General features: G+C 71.7%; 12 protein-coding genes. 5 read left to right on the top strand and 7 right to left on the bottom strand.

All coding sequences use genetic code 11. From position 1 onward, the window contains the following. Window positions 1-180: 180 nt before the first annotated feature. The gene (locus FED44_RS36665; protein WP_208759196.1) at window positions 181-342 is read right to left on the bottom strand and encodes a hypothetical protein; all 162 of its coding nucleotides are present in this window, start codon (window positions 340-342) and stop codon (window positions 181-183) included. 170 nt (window positions 343-512) lie between these two features. Next, on the bottom strand, window positions 513-890 hold the full coding sequence (locus tag FED44_RS26990; RefSeq protein ID WP_187406084.1) for a hypothetical protein: 378 nt from the start codon (window positions 888-890) through the stop codon (window positions 513-515). Between the two features lie 341 nt (window positions 891-1,231). On the opposite strand from FED44_RS26990, the gene adhE reads away from it, so the two are divergent. Continuing rightward, window positions 1,232-3,868 carry a bifunctional acetaldehyde-CoA/alcohol dehydrogenase gene (gene adhE / locus FED44_RS26985; protein WP_138462474.1) on the top strand — a complete coding sequence of 879 codons (2,637 nt, stop codon included), beginning with the start codon at window positions 1,232-1,234 and terminating at the stop codon, window positions 3,866-3,868. On the opposite strand, the gene FED44_RS36660 is transcribed toward adhE, so the two are convergent. Both FED44_RS36660 and FED44_RS26975 read right to left on the bottom strand, forming a co-directional pair. Continuing rightward, window positions 3,847-3,990 (bottom strand): hypothetical protein, encoded by a 144-nt coding sequence (locus tag FED44_RS36660; protein WP_187406083.1) that lies wholly within the window; start codon window positions 3,988-3,990, stop codon window positions 3,847-3,849. The genes adhE and FED44_RS36660 overlap by 22 nt on opposite strands. A gap of 491 nt (window positions 3,991-4,481) precedes the next feature. After that, window positions 4,482-5,075 carry a hypothetical protein gene (locus FED44_RS26975; RefSeq protein ID WP_138462473.1) on the bottom strand — a complete coding sequence of 198 codons (594 nt, stop codon included), beginning with the start codon at window positions 5,073-5,075 and terminating at the stop codon, window positions 4,482-4,484. 215 nt (window positions 5,076-5,290) lie between these two features. On the opposite strand from FED44_RS26975, the gene FED44_RS38220 reads away from it, so the two are divergent. After that, window positions 5,291-5,548, top strand: coding sequence for a hypothetical protein (locus FED44_RS38220; protein WP_138462472.1), 258 nt, complete (start codon window positions 5,291-5,293; stop codon window positions 5,546-5,548). 108 nt (window positions 5,549-5,656) lie between these two features. Here the strand turns inward: FED44_RS38220 and pflA are convergent, their stop codons facing one another. Further along, window positions 5,657-6,514, bottom strand: a complete 858-nt coding sequence (pflA, locus tag FED44_RS26965; protein WP_138462471.1) for a pyruvate formate-lyase-activating protein — start codon at window positions 6,512-6,514, stop codon at window positions 5,657-5,659. After that, window positions 6,514-8,835, bottom strand: coding sequence for a formate C-acetyltransferase (pflB, locus tag FED44_RS26960; protein WP_138462470.1), 2,322 nt, complete (start codon window positions 8,833-8,835; stop codon window positions 6,514-6,516). Before pflB ends, pflA begins: the two co-directional genes overlap by 1 nt. Before the next feature lie 492 nt (window positions 8,836-9,327). Here pflB and FED44_RS26955 point away from each other — a divergent pair, with 492 nt between their 5' ends. Further along, the gene (locus FED44_RS26955; RefSeq protein WP_138462469.1) at window positions 9,328-11,517 is read left to right on the top strand and encodes a cellulose binding domain-containing protein; all 2,190 of its coding nucleotides are present in this window, start codon (window positions 9,328-9,330) and stop codon (window positions 11,515-11,517) included. 251 nt (window positions 11,518-11,768) lie between these two features. Next, window positions 11,769-12,785 (top strand): LacI family DNA-binding transcriptional regulator, encoded by a 1,017-nt coding sequence (locus tag FED44_RS26950; RefSeq protein WP_138462468.1) that lies wholly within the window; start codon window positions 11,769-11,771, stop codon window positions 12,783-12,785. A 25-nt stretch (window positions 12,786-12,810) separates the two neighbouring features. On the opposite strand, the gene FED44_RS26945 is transcribed toward FED44_RS26950, so the two are convergent. Further along, window positions 12,811-15,543 carry a helix-turn-helix transcriptional regulator gene (locus FED44_RS26945; protein ID WP_138462467.1) on the bottom strand — a complete coding sequence of 911 codons (2,733 nt, stop codon included), beginning with the start codon at window positions 15,541-15,543 and terminating at the stop codon, window positions 12,811-12,813. A gap of 693 nt (window positions 15,544-16,236) precedes the next feature. Here FED44_RS26945 and FED44_RS26940 point away from each other — a divergent pair. After that, window positions 16,237-17,226 (top strand): helix-turn-helix domain-containing protein, encoded by a 990-nt coding sequence (locus tag FED44_RS26940; protein ID WP_208759195.1) that lies wholly within the window; start codon window positions 16,237-16,239, stop codon window positions 17,224-17,226. The last annotated feature ends 40 nt before the right edge of the window (window positions 17,227-17,266 follow it).

Raw genomic sequence — 17,266 nt, 5'->3', positions numbered from 1 at the left:
GGGCGGCCCCGGAAGGACCATCGTTGCGCTGCGGCGTGTCAAGCATTTGGTCGAGCGGCTCGGCCCTGGCTAGGGCAAGGACGTGTTGCTGGCCACCTTCGATGAGACGGCGTACACAGCAAGACCTGCACGCTGCGAGCGACTCGCCGCCGAGTGACTATGGTGCCTGGAGCAGCTGCGTCAGCGGAGCGGTTGTGACCATTGTGCTCGCGTCTTGGAGAGGTCGTCGTCGAAGGTCACCAGCGTGTCCGCCTGGAGCCGGGTCAGTGCGATGTACTCTGCCCTATATGTGTCCGGCCAGTCCAGGGTGCGGGCGACCTCCCAGGCGACGGATTGGAGCACGCGGTCCCACAGAGCCGGATACGCAAGGAACGGATGCCGTCGAGGATCGTCCTCGCCGTCCGCTCACCGACGTCGCCTCGGCGGACGGAGCAGTACACGAGCGCGAGTGCCTGGGATCGCAGCAACGCCGGAGCGAACAGCGCATGACACGGTGGAATCGCCTCCCCGCACTAATGGCTGCGCGGCACGCCGATGGAGTCGTACAGTTCCCGAGTCCGCGAGGAGGCGGGGCCGTCCGGCGACACCCGGACGGCGGCCAGGAGCCGGGGTTCCGCCGCGGTGTTCGGCAGCAGCCAGACCAACGGCCGGTGGCCGTCCGTCCGCAGGGCGAGCCGGAGGTTGAACAGGGCGGCGCCACAGCTCACGTGCAGTGAGCGCCCGCGGGGGTCGCTGACCCGGAGCCGCCGGTCGGGGTCGGCCAGCAGCTCGGCGAACTCGCTCCGGACCGCTCTGAGCCGCCAGGGCTGGGTGTTGAGCACCGAGGGCGCCTGTCCGGTGGCGGCGACCAGCCGCCGGACGGCGAGGTCGGTGGCGAAGGGAGGCATCATGGCGCACCTTCTCGTGGAGTCCGCGACGCGTTCACGCGCCCCGGGTGGAGGAACTTCTCCGCTCGTGACCACCACGACCGCATGGCCACGCCGCCAGTCTTTTCGCCGCGCCGGCCTGGCGGCAGGGCCCGAGGGGCCGACGAACGGGGACTTCCGTCGCCGGACGGAGGGACCGATCACTCTTGGCAGGCAGGGGCGGCGCCCGGAAGAGCGCCCGGCGACGCCGGAAACCGATGACCTTGGTCCTGGGGGACGGGGTCCTTGTGCGGCGGCCCGGAAGCGGTTCCCGCAGAAGGATGAGGGTGACAAGCCGCCCGCCCAAGCCCCATGAGGTGATCGAGATGACCGACTCCCCGACCGGAGACGCGTTGCCCGCCGAGGTGCACGCCGCGATCGACACGCTCGTGACCGGTGCGCTGAAGGCACTGACGGAGTACGAGTCCTTCACCCAGGAGCAGGTCGACCACATCGTCAAGAAGGCGTCCGTCGCCGCGCTGGACCGGCACGCGGCGCTCGCCCGCCTGGCGGTCGAGGAGACCGGCCGCGGCCTGTTCGAGGACAAGGCGGTCAAGAACATCTTCGCCTGCGAGCACGTGACCCACAGCATGGCCGGCCTCAAGACGGTCGGCGTCGTCTCCCGCGACGAGATCGACGGCATCGTCGAGATCGCCGATCCGGTCGGGGTGGTCTGCGGCGTCACGCCGGTCACCAACCCGACCTCGACCACGATCTTCAAGGCGCTGCTGGCGCTGAAGACCCGCAACCCGATCGTGTTCGCGTTCCACCCGGCGGCCCAGCACTGCAGCGCGGAGGCGGCGAGGATCGTCCGCGACGCCGCCGGCGCGGCCGGCGCGCCCGAGCACTGCGTCCAGTGGATCGAGGAGCCCTCGCTGGAGGCGACCGGAGCGCTGATGCGGCACGAGGGCGTGTCGGTCATCCTCGCCACCGGCGGGAACGCCATGGTCAGGGCCGCGTACTCGGCGGGCAAGCCGGCCCTGGGCGTCGGGGCGGGCAACGTCCCCGCCTACATCGAGCGGACGGCCAAGCTGCGCCGGGCCGTCCACGACGTCGTGCTGTCCAAGACGTTCGACAACGGCATGATCTGCGCCTCCGAGCAGGCCGTCATCCTCGACGACGAGATCCACGACGCGGCGCTGGCGGAGTTCGCCCGGCTCCACGCGTACGTCGCGACGCCGGAGGAGAAGGCGAAGCTGGAGGAGTTCGTGTTCGGGGTGACGGCACACGGTGCCTCCTGCTCCGAGGCGAGGCTCAACCCCGACGTGGTGGGGCGGTCTCCGCACTGGATCGCCGAGCGGGCCGGTTTCGCCGTGCCGCCGGACACCTCCCTGATCCTCGTCCCGGTGCGGGAAGTCGGCCCGAGCGAGCCGCTGACCAGGGAGAAGCTGTGCCCGGTGCTCGCCGTGCTGCGGGCCCGCACCCGGGAGGAGGGCCTGGTCCTCGCCGAGCGCATGGTCGAGTTCGACGGCCTCGGGCACAGCGCCGTCATCCACACCGAGGACGCCGCGCTCGCCGAGAAGTACGGCACCAGGGTCAAGGCGGTGCGGGTCATCTGGAACGCCCCCGCCTCCCAGGGCGGCATCGGCGACATGTACAACGCGTTCCTGCCGTCGCTGACCCTGGGCTGCGGCAGCTACGGGCACAACTCGGTGTCGAACAACGTCTCCGCGGTCAACCTGGTCAACATCAAGCGGATCGGGCGGCGCAACAACAACATGCAGTGGTTCAAGGTCCCGGCGAAGATCTACTTCGAGCCGAACGCGATCCGCTACCTGGCGGACATGCCGGACGTGCACCGCGTCACGATCGTGACCGACGCCGTGATGACCCGCCTGGGGTACGTCGACCGGGTCGTCGACGTGCTGCGGCGGCGCGGCGAGCGGGTGGCCCTGCAGATCATCGACGACGTCGAGCCCGAGCCGAGCGTGGCGACCGTCGACAAGGGCGCCGACGTCATGCGCGCGTTCCGGCCCGACGCCATCGTCGCTCTCGGCGGCGGCTCGGTGATGGACGCGGCCAAGGTCATGTGGCTGCGGTACGAGCACCCCGAGGTCGTCTTCGCGGACATGAAGGAGAAGTTCTTCGACGTCCGCAAGCGCGCGTTCCGATTCCCGGCCCTGGGTGAGCTCGCCCGCCTCGTGTGCGTGCCGACCACCTCGGGCACGGGCGCGGAGGTCACGCCGTTCGCCGTGATCACCGACACCGCGACCGGCAAGAAGTATCCGCTGGCCGACTACGCGCTCACCCCGAGCGTCGCGATCGTGGACCCGGTCCTCGCCGCCGACCTGCCCCGGGTGGTCACCGCCGACAGCGGCTTCGACGCCCTCACCCACGCCGTCGAGGCGTACGTCTCGGTCTACGCCAGCGACTTCACCGACGGTCCCGCCCTGCACGCCATCAGGCTCATCTTCCATTACCTGGAGCGCGCGGTGACCCGCGGCGCGGCCGACCCGGCGGCCAGGGAGAAGATGCACAACGCCGGCACGATCGCCGGAATGGCCTTCGGCAACGCCTTCCTTGGGATCGTGCACGCCATGTCCCACACGCTCGGCGCCACGTTCCACGTGGCCCACGGGCGCACGAACGCCGTCCTGCTGCCGCACGTCATCCGCTACAACGGCACCGTCCCGTCGAAGCTGTCGGGCTGGCCCAAGTACGAGGACTACCGCGCCCCCGAGCGGTTCCAGGAGATCGCCCAGACGCTGGGCCTGCCCGCCGCCACCCCGGCCGAGGGGGTCGAGTCGCTCGCCGCGGCGGTCGAGCGCCTGCGTGACGCGGTCGGGATCGAGCGGTCGTTCCGGGACATCGGCGTCGACGAGAAGGCGTTCCTCGACGCGCTCCCGCAGCAGGCGCTCAACGCGTACGAGGACCAGTGCGCGCCGGCCAACCCCCGGATGCCGATGCTGGAGGACATGCAGGCGCTGATGCGCGCCGCCTACTACGGGTCCTCCCCGGAGTAGGCACCCGCCATCGCGGCGGCGCACCCCGTCCGCCACACCCCCGTCGCCACACCTGGGCCCCCGCGCTCGGCGTCCACCTCGACGCCGGCCGCGGGGGCCGTCGCGTCGTCCACTCCTGTCATTCGTCAAGAGGCACCGGCCGTCCACCCCGGCCGGCCGTTCCGGCGTGGACGACGACGCCGGCTCGGGCGGCCCTGGTGTGGCGGACAGGGTTCGACACGGCCTCGCGCAGGACGGCGAGCAGGTAGGTGCGCCGCAGGCCACACCCTCGGCACAGGCACAGGCACAGGCGCCGGCCCGGTCCCGGCACACGATCTCGACGCCGGTGTGGGCCTGCAGCCAGGCGGGGAGGGAACAACGTCGCGACCATTCCGCTGATCAACATGCCGCAGATCGTCGCCGTCGGCAGGTGACCTGCCGCGCTTCTCGGTGAGGTAGAGGTTGCCGAACACCTCGTCGCGGGCCCGGATCGGCACCCCGAGGAAGCTGCGCGTCCACCAGTGTGGTGGCGGCTCCCGCTCCGTCATGGTGCGCACTTCCCAAATGGACATGCCGGTGCCCACCCCCGCGAGCGGGGGTGGGCACCGGAGCCGATCGTGAGATCAGGCCTGGTCTACTTCAGGATCGGGAAGCGGCGGACCAGGGGGGTGGCGGCCCAGATCCTGCCGAGCCCGAACGTGGTGCCGGCTCCGCCCAGGGCGAGGCCCGCGAGGACGATGGCGTAGACGATGTGCTCGTCCATGAAGGGGTTGGTGGTCAGCGGGAGTTCGGCGGCCCACATCATCAGCAGGAGGAGCCCGCCGGTGGTGGCGGCGACGCGCATGCCCACGCCGAGGACGAGGGCGGCGCCGATGCCGGCGAGGCCGGTCATGAACAGCCAGTCGACCCAGGCCTGGCCGGCGAGGGCGCCGAACAGGCCGCCGAAGGTCCTGTCGGCGGTGCCCTTCAGGAAGCCGGTGGTCGGGCTTCCGCCGTTGATCCACGCCTTGGCGGCGGGGGTGGCGAAGCCCCAGCCGAACAGCTTGTCCAGGAAGGCCCACAGGAACACCCAGCCGATCGCGATCCGGGCGGCGGCCCACACGTACCGGACCGGGCCGGCGCCGGTGGGGATCGTCTCGCCGTGCGCGCGGGGAGCGGGGACCGTGGCGGGGGGAGCGGCGGGGTGGAGGTTGTGGTTTCTCCGGTTGCGCCCTTCGGTGATGGCCATGACCGGCCCCTTTCAACGTGTTCGCGTCTTCTCTCTTCTCAACGCCTCAAGCAAACCGCGATCAGCGGCCGTGCCGCAGGAGCCGTACGGCACGCTTCGGTCGTCTTGAAGTCCCGCGCTCATGGGACTTTCGGCCCAAGCGGTGCGGACAACGTGTCGTCGCGATCGCCCGGCGCTTCGCCCGGCGGCACGCCACGGCGCTGTCCGGACGGCCGGTGTGGCTGTTCAGCAGCGGGCCGCTCGCGGACGAGGCGGAGATCCCGCCGGTTCCCCAGGCGGCCCGGGCGTCGGCCGCTCTCGGCGCGCGTGGGCACCGGACGTTCGGCGGGCGGCTCGCCCGCGACGCCGAGGGCTTCCTCGCCTCGAGGATCGCCGCAAGGAACGGAGGCGACTACCGCGACCCCGATCGGGTGCGCGCCTGGGCCCGACAGGTCGCCGAGCATGTGGCAGCCCCGCGGGGAACGGGGGTCTGACAGACTCCTCGCATCAGGAGATCGACGGCGGCAGGACGCGATCGCCTACGGCCTGAGGAGCAGTGCGTGAGCGGGTGGCCGGAAGCGCGCCGGGCGGCACCCCGCCGGTCAGACGCTGGTGACGCCGTGGGCGGCGAACTGGGCGTGTACGCGATCGAGCAGGGCGTGGTCCGGGGGTTCGACGTCGGCCAGGGGGAACGTGAGCCCGAGCCGGGCGTACTTGCCGGCGGCCATGCGGTGGAAGGGCAGCACGTCGACCCGCTCGACGTTGCCGAGCATCGCGACGAACCGGGCGAGGCCGTCCACGTTGTCCTCTCCGTCGGTGAGGCCGGGAACCAGGACGAACCGCACCCAGACCGGGCGGCCCAGGTCGGCCAGCCGGCGGGCGAAGCGCAGGGTCGGCTCCAGGCTCGCCCCGGTCAGCCGCCGGTAGCCCCGCGGGTCGTACGACTTGATGTCGAGCAGCACGAGGTCGGTGTCGGCGAGCAGCGCGTCGCTCGCGCGGTCGCCGAGGAAGCCCGAGGTGTCCAGCGCGGTGTGCAGGCCGCTCTCGTGGCAGCGGCGCAGCAGTTCTCCGGTGAAGCGAGGCTGCAGCAGCGGTTCGCCGCCGCTGAGCGTCACCCCGCCGCCGGCGACGGAGATGAACCGGCGGTAGCGGTCCACCTCGGTCATGACCTCGTCCACCGTGACCCGGCGGCCGTCGCGCATGCGCCAGGTCTCGGGGTTGTGGCAGTACAGGCAGCGCAGCGGGCACCCGCAGGTGAACACCACGAAGCGGGTGCCGGGACCGTCCACCCCGACCGACAGATCCCACGACTCGATGACGCCGGAGCCCGCCGCCGGCTCCGCCTGGCACAGCTCGGCGGCTGCGTCCTGGCGGAGCCGGGCAATGGACTCGTGGCGGAGCCGGGCGACAGGGTCCTGGCGGAGCCGGGCGACGGGGTCGTCCAGCGGCTTCTCCGGCATCACAGCCGTCCGTGGAAGGTGCGGTCGATCACGTCCTGCTGCTGCTCGCGGGTGAGCCGGACGAAGTTCACGGCGTAGCCGGAGACCCGGATCGTGAGCTGGGGGTACTTCTCGGGGTGGTCCATCGCGTCGACCAGCGTGGCCCGGTCGAGCACGTTGACGTTCATGTGGAAGCCGCCCGCGTCGAAGTAGCCGTCGAGCACGCCCACCAGGTCGGCGACCCGGTCCTCCACCGTGCGGCCCAGCCCTTCGGGGGTGACGGTGCTGGTCAGCGAGATGCCGTCCTGCGCCTGGTCGTAGGGGAGCTTCGCCACCGACAGCGCCGAGGCGACCAGGCCGTGCCGGTCGCGGCCGTTCATCGGGTTGGCGCCGGGGGCGAACGGCGTGCCGGCCCTGCGCCCGTCGGGGGTGTTGCCGGTATGCCTGCCGTAGACCACGTTGGAGGTGATGGTGAGCACCGACTGGGTGTGCTCGGCGTCCCGGTAGGCCGGGTGGCGGCGGATCTTGTCCATGAACGCCCGCACCAGGTCCGCCGCGATGGCGTCGGCGCGGTCGTCGTTGTTGCCGTACGCCGGGTAGTCGCCCTCCACCACGTAGTCCACGGCCAGCCCGGTCACGTCGCGGAGCACGCGGACCTTCGCGTGCCTGATGGCCGACAGGCTGTCGGCGGCCACCGACAGGCCCGCGATGCCGCAGGCGAGCGTGCGCTTGACGGGATAGTCGTGCAGCGCCATCTCGATGCGCTCGTAGGCGTACTTGTCGTGCATGTAGTGGATGACGTTCAGGGCGTTCACGTACGTCTTCGCCAGCCAGTCCATCATCCGGTCGAACGCCGCCGCGACCTCCTCGTAGTCGAGCACGTCGCCGGTCAGCGCGGGGTAGGCGGGGCCGACCTGCTCGCCGCTGATCTCGTCCCGGCCGCCGTTGATCGCGTACAGCAGGGTCTTGGCGAGGTTGACGCGGGCGCCGAAGAACTGCATCTGCCTGCCCACGGGGGCGGCCGAGACGCAGCAGGCGATGGCGGTGTCGTCGCCGTACCTGGGCCGCATCAGCTCGTCGCTCTCGTACTGGATCGAGCTCGTCTCGATGGACAGGCGGGCGCAGAAGCGCTTGAACGGCTCCGGCAGGCGTGGCGACCAGAAGACGGTCAGGTTCGGCTCCGGCGCCGGGCCGAGGTTGCGCAGCGTCTGCAGGTAGCGGTAGCTGGTGCGGGTGACCAGAGGCCTGCCGTCGGCGCCGATGCCGCCGATCGACTCGGTGACCCAGGTCGGGTCGCCGGAGAAGAGCTGGTCGTACTCAGGGGTGCGCAGGAAGCGGACGATGCGCAGCTTGATCACGAAGTCGTCGACGAGCTCCTGGGCCTCCTGCTCGGTGAGCCACCCCTCGGCGAGGTCCCGCTCCAGGTAGACGTCCACGAAGGTGGAGGTGCGGCCGAGGGACATCGCCGCGCCGTTCTGCTCCTTGACGGCGGCGAGGTAGGCGAAGTACAGCCACTGGATCGCCTCGTGGGCCGTCGCGGCGGGGTGGGAGATGTCGTGGCCGTAGGAGGCGGCCATGGTCTTGAGCTCGCCCAGCGCGCGGATCTGCTCGGCCAGTTCCTCGCGGTCGCGGACGACCGCGTCGGTGGAGAACTCTCCGTCGAGCGAGTGCAGCTCGGCCCGTTTGGCCTCGACCAGCCGGTCCACGCCGTAGAGGGCGACGCGCCGGTAGTCGCCGATGATGCGCCCGCGGCCGTACGCGTCGGGCAGGCCGGTGATGACCCCGGCGCGCCGGGCCGCCCGGATCTCGGGGGTGTAGGCGTCGAAGACGCCGTCGTTGTGCGTCTTGCGATACCTGGTGAAAATCTCCTTCACCTGGGGGGCGAGCGTGTACCCGTACGCGGCGAGGCCGTTCTCCACCATCCGCAGCCCGCCCGCCGGCATGATGGCCCGCTTCAGCGGGGCGTCGGTCTGCAGGCCGACGATCAGCTCACGGCCGCAGTCGATGTAGCCGGGCCGATGCGAGGTGATGGAGGAAGGCGTGGCGGTGTCCACGTCGTACACTCCGCGCCGCCGCTCCTCAGGGAACAGGCCCGACACCTCCGCCCACACCGCGCGGGTCCGCTCGGTGGGGCCTGCCAGGAACGACTCGTCGCCTTCGTACGGCGTGTAGTTGGCCTGGATGAAGTCGCGCACGTCGACCCGCTCACGCCAGGCCGTGCCGCGGAAACCGCGCCACGCGCCGTGCGCGGCCGCCTCCTGCCCGGCTCCACGCCGCCTGGCCCCATGCTCGCTGGCCCCATGCTCGCTGGTCCCATGCTCCCTGGGCTGTGTGACCGTCATCGCCGGCCCCTCTCGTCGGTGTCCGCTCTCACTGTCGTCCCTGGGGCCGTCCTCCTCGCCGAGCGGAGGTCACCGATCACGAGGACCAAAGTCATCCGCGCGACAGGCCGGCCATCGGCGGTCCCGTGTAACTTTCAGCCGAACCGGTGATCGCTCGGGGACGCCGCACACCCCGTGGGCGGCATCGGGACGGTGCCGTGCCGGGCGAGCCGCCGTGCGCCGCCGGCCCGTCCGTTGACGCCCGAACCACGACGTGCGTACGGTCCGGCTGCGAACCCGAAGTCACTACGAAGGAAACCGTTTGTCGGGCTCATCACGAGCGGCGATGCGGCGAATGTGGCACGTGGAATGCGTGAAGGTTCTCGTTCCCCGGTCAGTCGCCCCGCCATCGGCAACCAGTCGGAAACCGGTATCTCGGCAACTTCGCGCCCCGCCCCAGCGGCTCCCGCCCAGGCTCTCCTCTCCAACCCACCACCGCTTCAGAGGACACACATGCGACTCTTCTCCCTTCGATCGGGGACGGCGCTGGCCGCCGTCGTCTGTGCCGGGGCCACCGCCCTCACCCTCGCGCCGGCCGCCCAGGCGGCGGCCGGCTGCCAGGTCACCTACACGATCAGCAGCGAGTGGCCGGGTGGTTTCGGCGCGAGCGTCAGCGTCGACAACATCGGCGACCCGATCAGCGGCTGGAAGCTGACCTGGTCGTTCGGCGCCGGACAGACCATCTCCCAGCTGTGGAACGGCAGCTACACCCAGTCGGGCGCGCAGGTGACCGTCACCGACGCCGGCTACAACGCCTCCATCCCCACCGGCGGCTCGGCCGGCTTCGGCTTCAACGCGTCCTGGAACGGCTCCAACCCCGTCCCCGCGAACTTCGCCCTCAACGGCACCCCCTGCACCGGCGCCGTCAGCAGCCCGTCGGCGAGCCCCACCCAGTCGCCCGACACGAGTCCGAGCGCGTCCCCGTCACAGAGCCCGTCGCAGAGCCCCTCACCAAGCCCTTCATCGAGCCCGTCACCCAGTCCGTCACCGAGCCCCTCCGGTAGCACACCCCCGTCGAACCCTGTGGGGAAGGTGCTGACCGTGGCCGTCGGCTCCCCGTTCCGGCCGGTCACCCACGTGGCGACCGGCGGTCTGTACGGACTGGCGGAGAACGGCAAGCCCGCGGACTCGACCCTGTTGCCGCTGAAGGTCAACTCGCTGACGCAGCCGGCCCCCGGAGTGGGACAGCGGCCCAACGGCCAGCCGCCCGGCGGAGACTCGCTGCTGGTGGCGCCGCAGGCCACCCGGGTCGGCGCGGGGGAGTACATCCGGATGCCGGACATCTACTCCAACTTCCCCTATCAGTGGGTGAGCTGGAACGACTGGCTCGCCAAGGTGGACACGATGGTCCGCGCCCGGCTGAACGCGACCTCGGTGAGCAACATCCTCGGCTGGGAGCTGTGGAACGAGCCGGACTGGACGTGGAAGACCGCCAACGCCGGGGCCTTCAACGACGGCTGGACGCGCACCTTCCGGGCGGTGCGGGCGCTGGACACCACGACGCCGATCGTGGGGCCGAGCATCTCCTACTACAACCGCTCGTGGTTGTCGTCGTTCCTCAGCAGCGCCAAGGCGGCCGGCACGCTGCCGGACATCATCTGCTGGCATGAGCTGGGCAGTCCCAACAACATCGCCGCCAACATCGCCGACTACCGCGCGCTGGAGTCGTCGCTGGGCATCAGCCCCCGGCGGATCTCGATCAACGAGTACGCCGCGACGAGCGAGGTGGACGTCCCCGGCCGGATCGCCAGCTACGTGGCCAAGTTCGAGCGGGCCGGGGTCGAGTCGGCGCACCGGGCGTTCTGGTACGAGTACGGCACCATGAACGGGCTGGTGACCAACAACACCCAGCCCACCGGGACCTGGTGGCTCTACAAGTGGTACGGCGACATGGCCGGCCGGATGGTCACCACCACCCCGCCGAACCAGACCGGGCTGGACGGCTTCGCCTCCTACGACGGCACCCGCAAGATCGTGAACGTGGTCCTGGGCAACGAGGCCGGCACCAACACGGTCCGGCTGACCGGCATCGGCGCGCTCGGCCCCTCCGTCCAGGTGACGGTGGAGTCCACGCACACGCAGGGCCGCTTCACCGCGGCCCCGGCGGCCACCTCCGTCTCCAGTGCCGTCTATCGGGTGACCGGCGACCAGCTGCTGGTGATCGTGCCGAACATGGCCGCCTCCGACGGGTACCACGTGGTCGTCCAGCCGGCCAGCGGGGTGCCGTCTTACCAGCAGCGGTACGAGGCGGAGGACGCCTCGGTCTTCCGCGCGCAGCGGCTGACCGCCTCCAGCGCGTCCGAGGGCGGCTACGTGGGCCGCATCGACAACGCCACGAGCACGCACAGCACCGACAGCTACGTCGACTTCGTGGTGAACGTGCCGGCCGCCCGCACCTACACGATGACCATCGGCTACGCCAACGGCGGCGGTGCCACCGCCACCCAGGGCCTGGCCGTGAACGGCGGATCGTGGGGCGCCGTCAGCTACCCGGCCACCTCCGGCTGGGGCCAGTTCGGCGCGACCACCGGCACCACGGTCGGCCTCAAGGCCGGATACAACGTGATCCGCCTGGCCAAGGGCTCTCCCGGGTTCTCCGGTGGCACCGGCAACGCCGAACTGGACTACATCCAGCTCACCTGAGCCACATCGGCACACCTGACCGCCCGCGCCGGCAGTACGCCGGCGCGGGCGGTCGCCGCCGTCAGGGAACCGGCGAGCCACGGAAACGAGGGAGAGGGAAAACCGGAGAAGCGGAAAGCAGGGAAAACAATTTCCGGCAAGCCGTCGATGTGCTTTTGGTGGTCATCGACACCGTGTTTCCGGCGCGTTGCCCGCACTCCATCGCGCTATACAGTGAATTGCGGCAACGTCCCCCGGAAACTGGAGGAAACGTGGGGAGACCGGAGCGTCACGCCACAATCGCCGACGTCGCGGCACTGGCCGGCGTGTCGGTGGGCACGGCCTCCAAAGCGCTCAACGGGCGCGGATCGCTGCGCGAGGAAACCCGGACGCGGGTGCGCGAGGCAGCCCGGCAGCTCAGCTTCCAGGCCAACGCCGGCGCGCGGAGCCTGCACTCGGGCCGCACCTACACCGTCGGCATGATCACCACCGACACCATCGGCCGGTTCAGCATCCCGGTCCTGATGGGAGCCGAGGACGCGCTCGGCGCCGGCGAAATGTCGATCTTCCTCTGCGACGGCCGGGACGACCCCATCCGTGAGCAGTACTACGTCAAGACCCTTCTCAGCCGCCGGGTCGACGGGATCATCGTTACCGGCCGCCGCACCGAGGCGCGCATGTCCATCGGCCGGGACCTGCCCGTCCCCGTGGTGTACGCCTTCATCAGCTCCTCCGACCCCCAGGACTGCTCGGTGGTTCCCGACGAGGAGAGCGGGGCGCGCAAGGCGGTCGAGCACCTGCTGGCGGTCGGGCGCACCCGGATCGCCCACGTCACCGGTCCGGAGCATCACAACTCCGCGCGGGTGCGCGCGGCGGCCGCGCTCGACCGGCTGGCGGGCGAAGGGCTCGACCTGGTCGCGCCGCCGCTGTTCGGCGGCTGGAGCGAGGCGTGGGGCCGGCAGGCCGTCGGCATCCTGCTGGCGGGCCGGACGGAGTTCGACGCGGTCTTCTGCGGCAGCGACCAGATCGCCCGCGGCGTGAGCGACGCGCTGCGGGCCGCCGGGCGGCGGGTCCCGCAGGACGTCGCCCTCGTCGGCTTCGACAACTGGGACGTGATGACCGAGGGCGCTCAGCCACCGCTGACCAGCGTCGACATGGACCTCGAAGGGCTCGGCCGGTCGGCGGCCGAGAGGCTGCTGGCCGCCATCAACGGCACCGCCTCTCCCGGCCGGCACCCGCACCCCTGCCGGCTCGTGGTGCGCGGGTCGACCATCGTTCCGCCCGCGTGACCGGGGACAGGCCCCGGCGGCGCGGTCAGTGCGATGTCGTGGGCGTCGCGTAGAGGGTGCGGGCGACGCCGACGCGGTTGGAGACGCCGAGTTTGGCGAAGATCCGCGACAGGTGCATCTCCACGGTCTTCTGGGTCACGTAGAGCCGCTCGGCGATCTCCCGGTTCTTCAGCCCCTCGCTGACCAGCCGGGCGATCTGCCGTTCGCGTGCGGTGAGGGAGGCGGCGCTCGGCCGGTCGGCGACGGGCGGGCCGGAAGCGCCCGGCGGGTCGGCGGCGGCTGATTCGATCACCGGCACAGTCGGGTCCGCGGTCGTGCCGGCGGTGACGCCGACGGTGATGCCGACGGTGATGCCGGTGGTGATGCCGGTGGTGATGCCGGTGGTGATGCCGGTGGTGATGCCGGCTGTCAGGTCGGCGGAGAGCGTCCGCCGCGTGGCCGCGCCGGAGGGAACGGCCTGCTCCGGGCCTCCGGGGGACGCCTTCGCGGCCGCCGCGACCTCGGGGTCGCCCGCGGCCCGCCTGGCCTCCGCGACCATCTCGGCGGCGAGTGCCCCGGGCCAGCCCTGTTCCACGGGCGTGCCGTACGCGGCCAGGTGACCTCGCAGGGCGTCGAGGTCGCCAGTGCGGGCCGCGACGAGACAGCGCGCCGCCAGCACGGAGGAGTGAAGCGCGGCGCTGCCGGACAGCCAGGCCGCCCGCCCGGCCTCGTCGGCGCTCTCCTCCGCCGTCGTGAGCCGGTCGGTGGCGCACAGCGCCGCGACGCGTGCCACCAGCGCGTGGCATACGACCGCGTGCCTGCCGGCCGACCTGCCGGCGGCCACGGCACGATCGAGATGCCGCACCGCCTCGTGCGGGCGTTCGAGGACGAGCGCGGCCCAGCCGATCCAGAGCGGCGCGTCCGGGAGGGCCGCGAGCTCCTCGTCGGGGAGGACGTCGAGGTCCGCGGCGGCCCGCGAGTAATCGGCGAATCCATCCGCGGACGGCGAGCCGGAGAGGACCGCCGAAACGGCGAGCATCCCGCGTGCCGCGCAGCCGAGCAGGCGCAGGCCGAGCCGATCGGCGATGTGGACGGCCTGTGCGGCGTCGGCGCACGCCGCGGCGGGGGACCCGCTCGACACTTCGAGCCGGGCCCGTTCGAACGACAGCACCGCGCGATCGGCCTCGGCCGGGGCGTGCGCCAGTTCGGCACGCAGCAAGGCGCGCGCCTCGCCGGACCGGCCCAGGTCGTGCAGCAGGCGGGCCTGACCGGTGGCCACCGCGGCGCGCCGGCCACCCGCGCCCGGCGGGATCAGCCGCAGGGCCTCGGCCAGGGCGTCGCAGCCCTGCCGCAACTGGCCCGCCGCCTCGCAGGCTCTGCCGAGTGCCAGCAGCAGGCCGGTGCGGACGTCGGTGTGCTCGTCCTCGCCGTCCGGTCCGGTCCCGTCGTACGGCAGCAGTTCGAGCGCCGCCCGCCGCCACTGAGCCGCCTGTCGCGGACGCGCGGTCTCGACCTCGTCGGCGGCCGCGGCGAGCAGCGCGACCGCGGCGCGGTCGCCCGGCGTGGCGACCCGCGTGAGATGCGGCGCCGTCCCGACGGCGGACGCCCGGCCGCCGGACGGCGACTGTGCGGCCCGCGCGTGGGCGCCGAGCCGCCAGCCGGGGCTCACGTTGTGGTAGACCGCACGGCGGACCAGGGGGTGCCGGAACCCGAACCGCCCGGTCCCCGCCACGAGGCGGATGAGGTCGTGGGAGGCGATCTCGTCGATCGCCGAATAGGCGTCCTGCTCGCCGACCTCGGCGACCGCCGCCACCGACGGCACGGTGAGCGGGTCGCCGAGCACCGCGCACGCGGCGACGACCAGCCTCCCCACGGCCGAGAGACGGGCGACCTCGGCGGCCATCGCCGAGGCGAACCACGGCGGAACGGGGGCGATGTCGGCCTCGTCGATGCCGGGCGGGCCCTGCTCCAGCACGTCGGCCAGAGCCCGGAGGTAGCCGGGGTTGCCCTCACTCGCGCGGTACAGCTCCCCGCGCGCGTGCGCGGGCGTGTCCTCACCCATCAGGGCCCCGGCGTGACTTTCGGCCAGAGTCTCCAGGTGGAGCCGGGTGACCTCCCGTGCCGTGTCGACGGTGGCGCGCAGCCGCGGGGACACCTGCCGGTGCCGATGCGCGAAGGCGAGGAGGACGGGGGCGCGGGGCGGCGTGCACATCAGCCGGCACACCACGTCGACGGTGCCCGCGTCGGCGTGCTGCAGATCGTCGAGGACGAGGACGACCGGCAGGGACGAGGCGAGGTCCTCCAGCAGCACGCGGACGGCGTGCGCCGCGCGGTAGGGCGCCGCGATGTCCGGCGGCGACGGCGCGGAGGCGTCCGCCGCCAGCGAGGGGAAGACGGCCGCCAGCACGTCCCGCTGCGCCGCCGGCAGCCGGTCGAGCCGTTCGCCGCCGGCGACGGGGAGCCGGCCGTCCAGCGCGTCGACGATCGCCCCGAACGGCAGGTCGCCGTCCACCGGCTGCGGCCGGCCGTTGAACGCGTCGATGCCCGCGACTCGTGCGACGCGCGTCACCTCGGCGAGTAACGCGGTCTTGCCCGTTCCGGGGTCTCCGCTGATTTCGAGGAAAGCCGGGCGGCCCTGCGACAAGCCATGGACCGCGGCCTCGATCTCGCGGCGTTGCGACTCCCGTCCGATAAGCGGGCTGACCGGCCGGTGCGGATCCGTGGCCGCGGCGACCGGTGTGCCGTCAAAGGCCGGATACCGCCGCGGCGGCACACTCATATCCTTCACCCCATGGCCTCGCACTTTTGTCGGACCCTGATCGGAATGCGCGTGGATCGATATTCGGGCATGGCTGCGGAACAATCGGCGGTAATGTGAATGAAAAGCGTGGGAGCGCTCCCACGATTTTCGCAAGCTCGTCGCTCTCTGTCAGCGTCTCCCGGCTGGCAGCACGTGTCCTGGCAGGATGTTGTCAGGTTCCGTCCATCCCGGACAGAGCGCCGAAAGCATCGGTGATTTCTGCGTCGGGAGCCACGGACCAGGGTGTCGATCGAGGCGGCCCATGGCATGCCGGGCCGGGCGGACCCGGCGGGAATCCCCGGGATGCCGAATTACGGGCGGAAGAAATGCGGGCCGGCCCGCCGTCACCGCTTTCCGAAAATGGCGTCGCTTCACACGTTTGCGCACGCTGTGTGAGCGTACGACGACTTCCTGTCGGAGACCGGTCGCCGGGATGCCGGGGGCCACGGTTGCCAAACCAGATGGCAACCGTGGCCGCCGGGACGGGTTGGCGGACCGGCTTTAATATGACGATGCCTGGCAGGCCGCCGGGGAGCGCCGGGCCGCATATCTGCCAAGTGACGCGGTTCGGCGATATGCGGTGTACGAGGTAGGTGGCATGTGAATTCGCAGACTTGCCGCAACAGTGTGCTGCAGGGTTTCGGTTTGGATATGGCCAGCGAGTCGGTTTATTTGACGATTCTGGCGGATCCCGACAGCACGGTCGCCGATCTGATGCTTCGGCTGGGTCTGGCGGAGGACGAGGTCCGGGTCGCGCTGGACCGTCTGCGCCGGCTCTCGCTGCTCCGGCCGTCCCGGGAGGACCCGGGCGTGTTGTGCCCGGTCAGCCCGGCAATCGCCCTGGAAGCCCTCGTCAAGCACCAGGAGGCCGAGCTGGTCCGCCGGCAGAACCAGATCGCGGAGAGCCGGGCGGCGATCGCCGTGCTGGAGGCCGAGTACGCGATCACGCGTCACGCCTCCGGCGACGTCCTGGAACGCCTCGCGGACATCGACGCGATCCGGGAGCGGCTGGTGCAACTGGCCCGCGACGCCCGTTACGAGTTCCTGTCCCTGATGCCGGTGGGCACGCGGTCCGCCGAGAGCACGGCGGCGAGCCGGGCGCTGGACGAGCAGATGCTGGAGCGCGGGGTGGCCGTACGCGCCCTCTTCCTCGACACCATCGACCGCGACCCGGTCACGTCGGGCCATGCCCGCCGGCTCACGTGGCTGGGCGGCCGGGTGCGCACCCTTCCGGTGCTGCCGATCCGGATGATCGTCGTGGACCGCGAGGTGGCGATGGTCCCGGTCGACCCCGAGCACGTCGCACTGGGCGCGGTGCTGGTCCGCGGCGAGGGCATGGTCATGGCGATGCGCACGCTGTTCGACCTGATGTGGGAACGCGGCCGGGACTTCGGCGAGTCCCGCACCCGCGACGGCGACGGTCTCACCGACCAGGAGCGTGAGCTGCTGCGGTTCCTGTGCGAGGGGCACACCGACGAGGCGGTGGCCCGCAAACTCGGGATCTCCACCAGGACCTGCCGCCGGATCACCGCGGACCTGATGAACCGGCTGGGCGCCCGCAGCCGGTTCCAGGCCGGGGCACGGGCGGCGGAACGCGGCTGGTTCCGCTATCCCGCGCCCGCGCCCGGACCCGGCATGTGGGCGGACGCGCCGACCCTGTGACGTCAGACGGCCTTGTGACGCCGTACGACCTCGTGGCGTC

The organism is Microbispora triticiradicis (assembly GCF_005864065.1).
In the GTDB taxonomy this organism is placed as follows: Bacteria; Actinomycetota; Actinomycetes; order Streptosporangiales; family Streptosporangiaceae; genus Microbispora; species Microbispora triticiradicis.
This window is presented reverse-complemented; position numbering and strand designations above follow the sequence as displayed.

Excerpts from the sequence above, each read along its gene's own strand:
- FED44_RS26990 (WP_187406084.1), bottom strand. The coding sequence starts at position 890 with ATGATGCCTCCCTTCGCCACCGACCTCGCCGTCCGGCGGCTGGTCGCC.
- adhE (WP_138462474.1), top strand. The coding sequence starts at position 1,232 with ATGACCGACTCCCCGACCGGAGACGCGTTGCCCGCCGAGGTGCACGCC.
- FED44_RS36660 (WP_187406083.1), bottom strand. The coding sequence starts at position 3,990 with ATGACAGGAGTGGACGACGCGACGGCCCCCGCGGCCGGCGTCGAGGTG.
- FED44_RS26975 (WP_138462473.1), bottom strand. The coding sequence starts at position 5,075 with ATGGCCATCACCGAAGGGCGCAACCGGAGAAACCACAACCTCCACCCC.
- pflA (WP_138462471.1), bottom strand. The coding sequence starts at position 6,514 with ATGCCGGAGAAGCCGCTGGACGACCCCGTCGCCCGGCTCCGCCAGGAC.
- pflB (WP_138462470.1), bottom strand. The coding sequence starts at position 8,835 with ATGACGGTCACACAGCCCAGGGAGCATGGGACCAGCGAGCATGGGGCC.
- FED44_RS26955 (WP_138462469.1), top strand. The coding sequence starts at position 9,328 with ATGCGACTCTTCTCCCTTCGATCGGGGACGGCGCTGGCCGCCGTCGTC.
- FED44_RS26945 (WP_138462467.1), bottom strand. The coding sequence starts at position 15,543 with ATGAGTGTGCCGCCGCGGCGGTATCCGGCCTTTGACGGCACACCGGTC.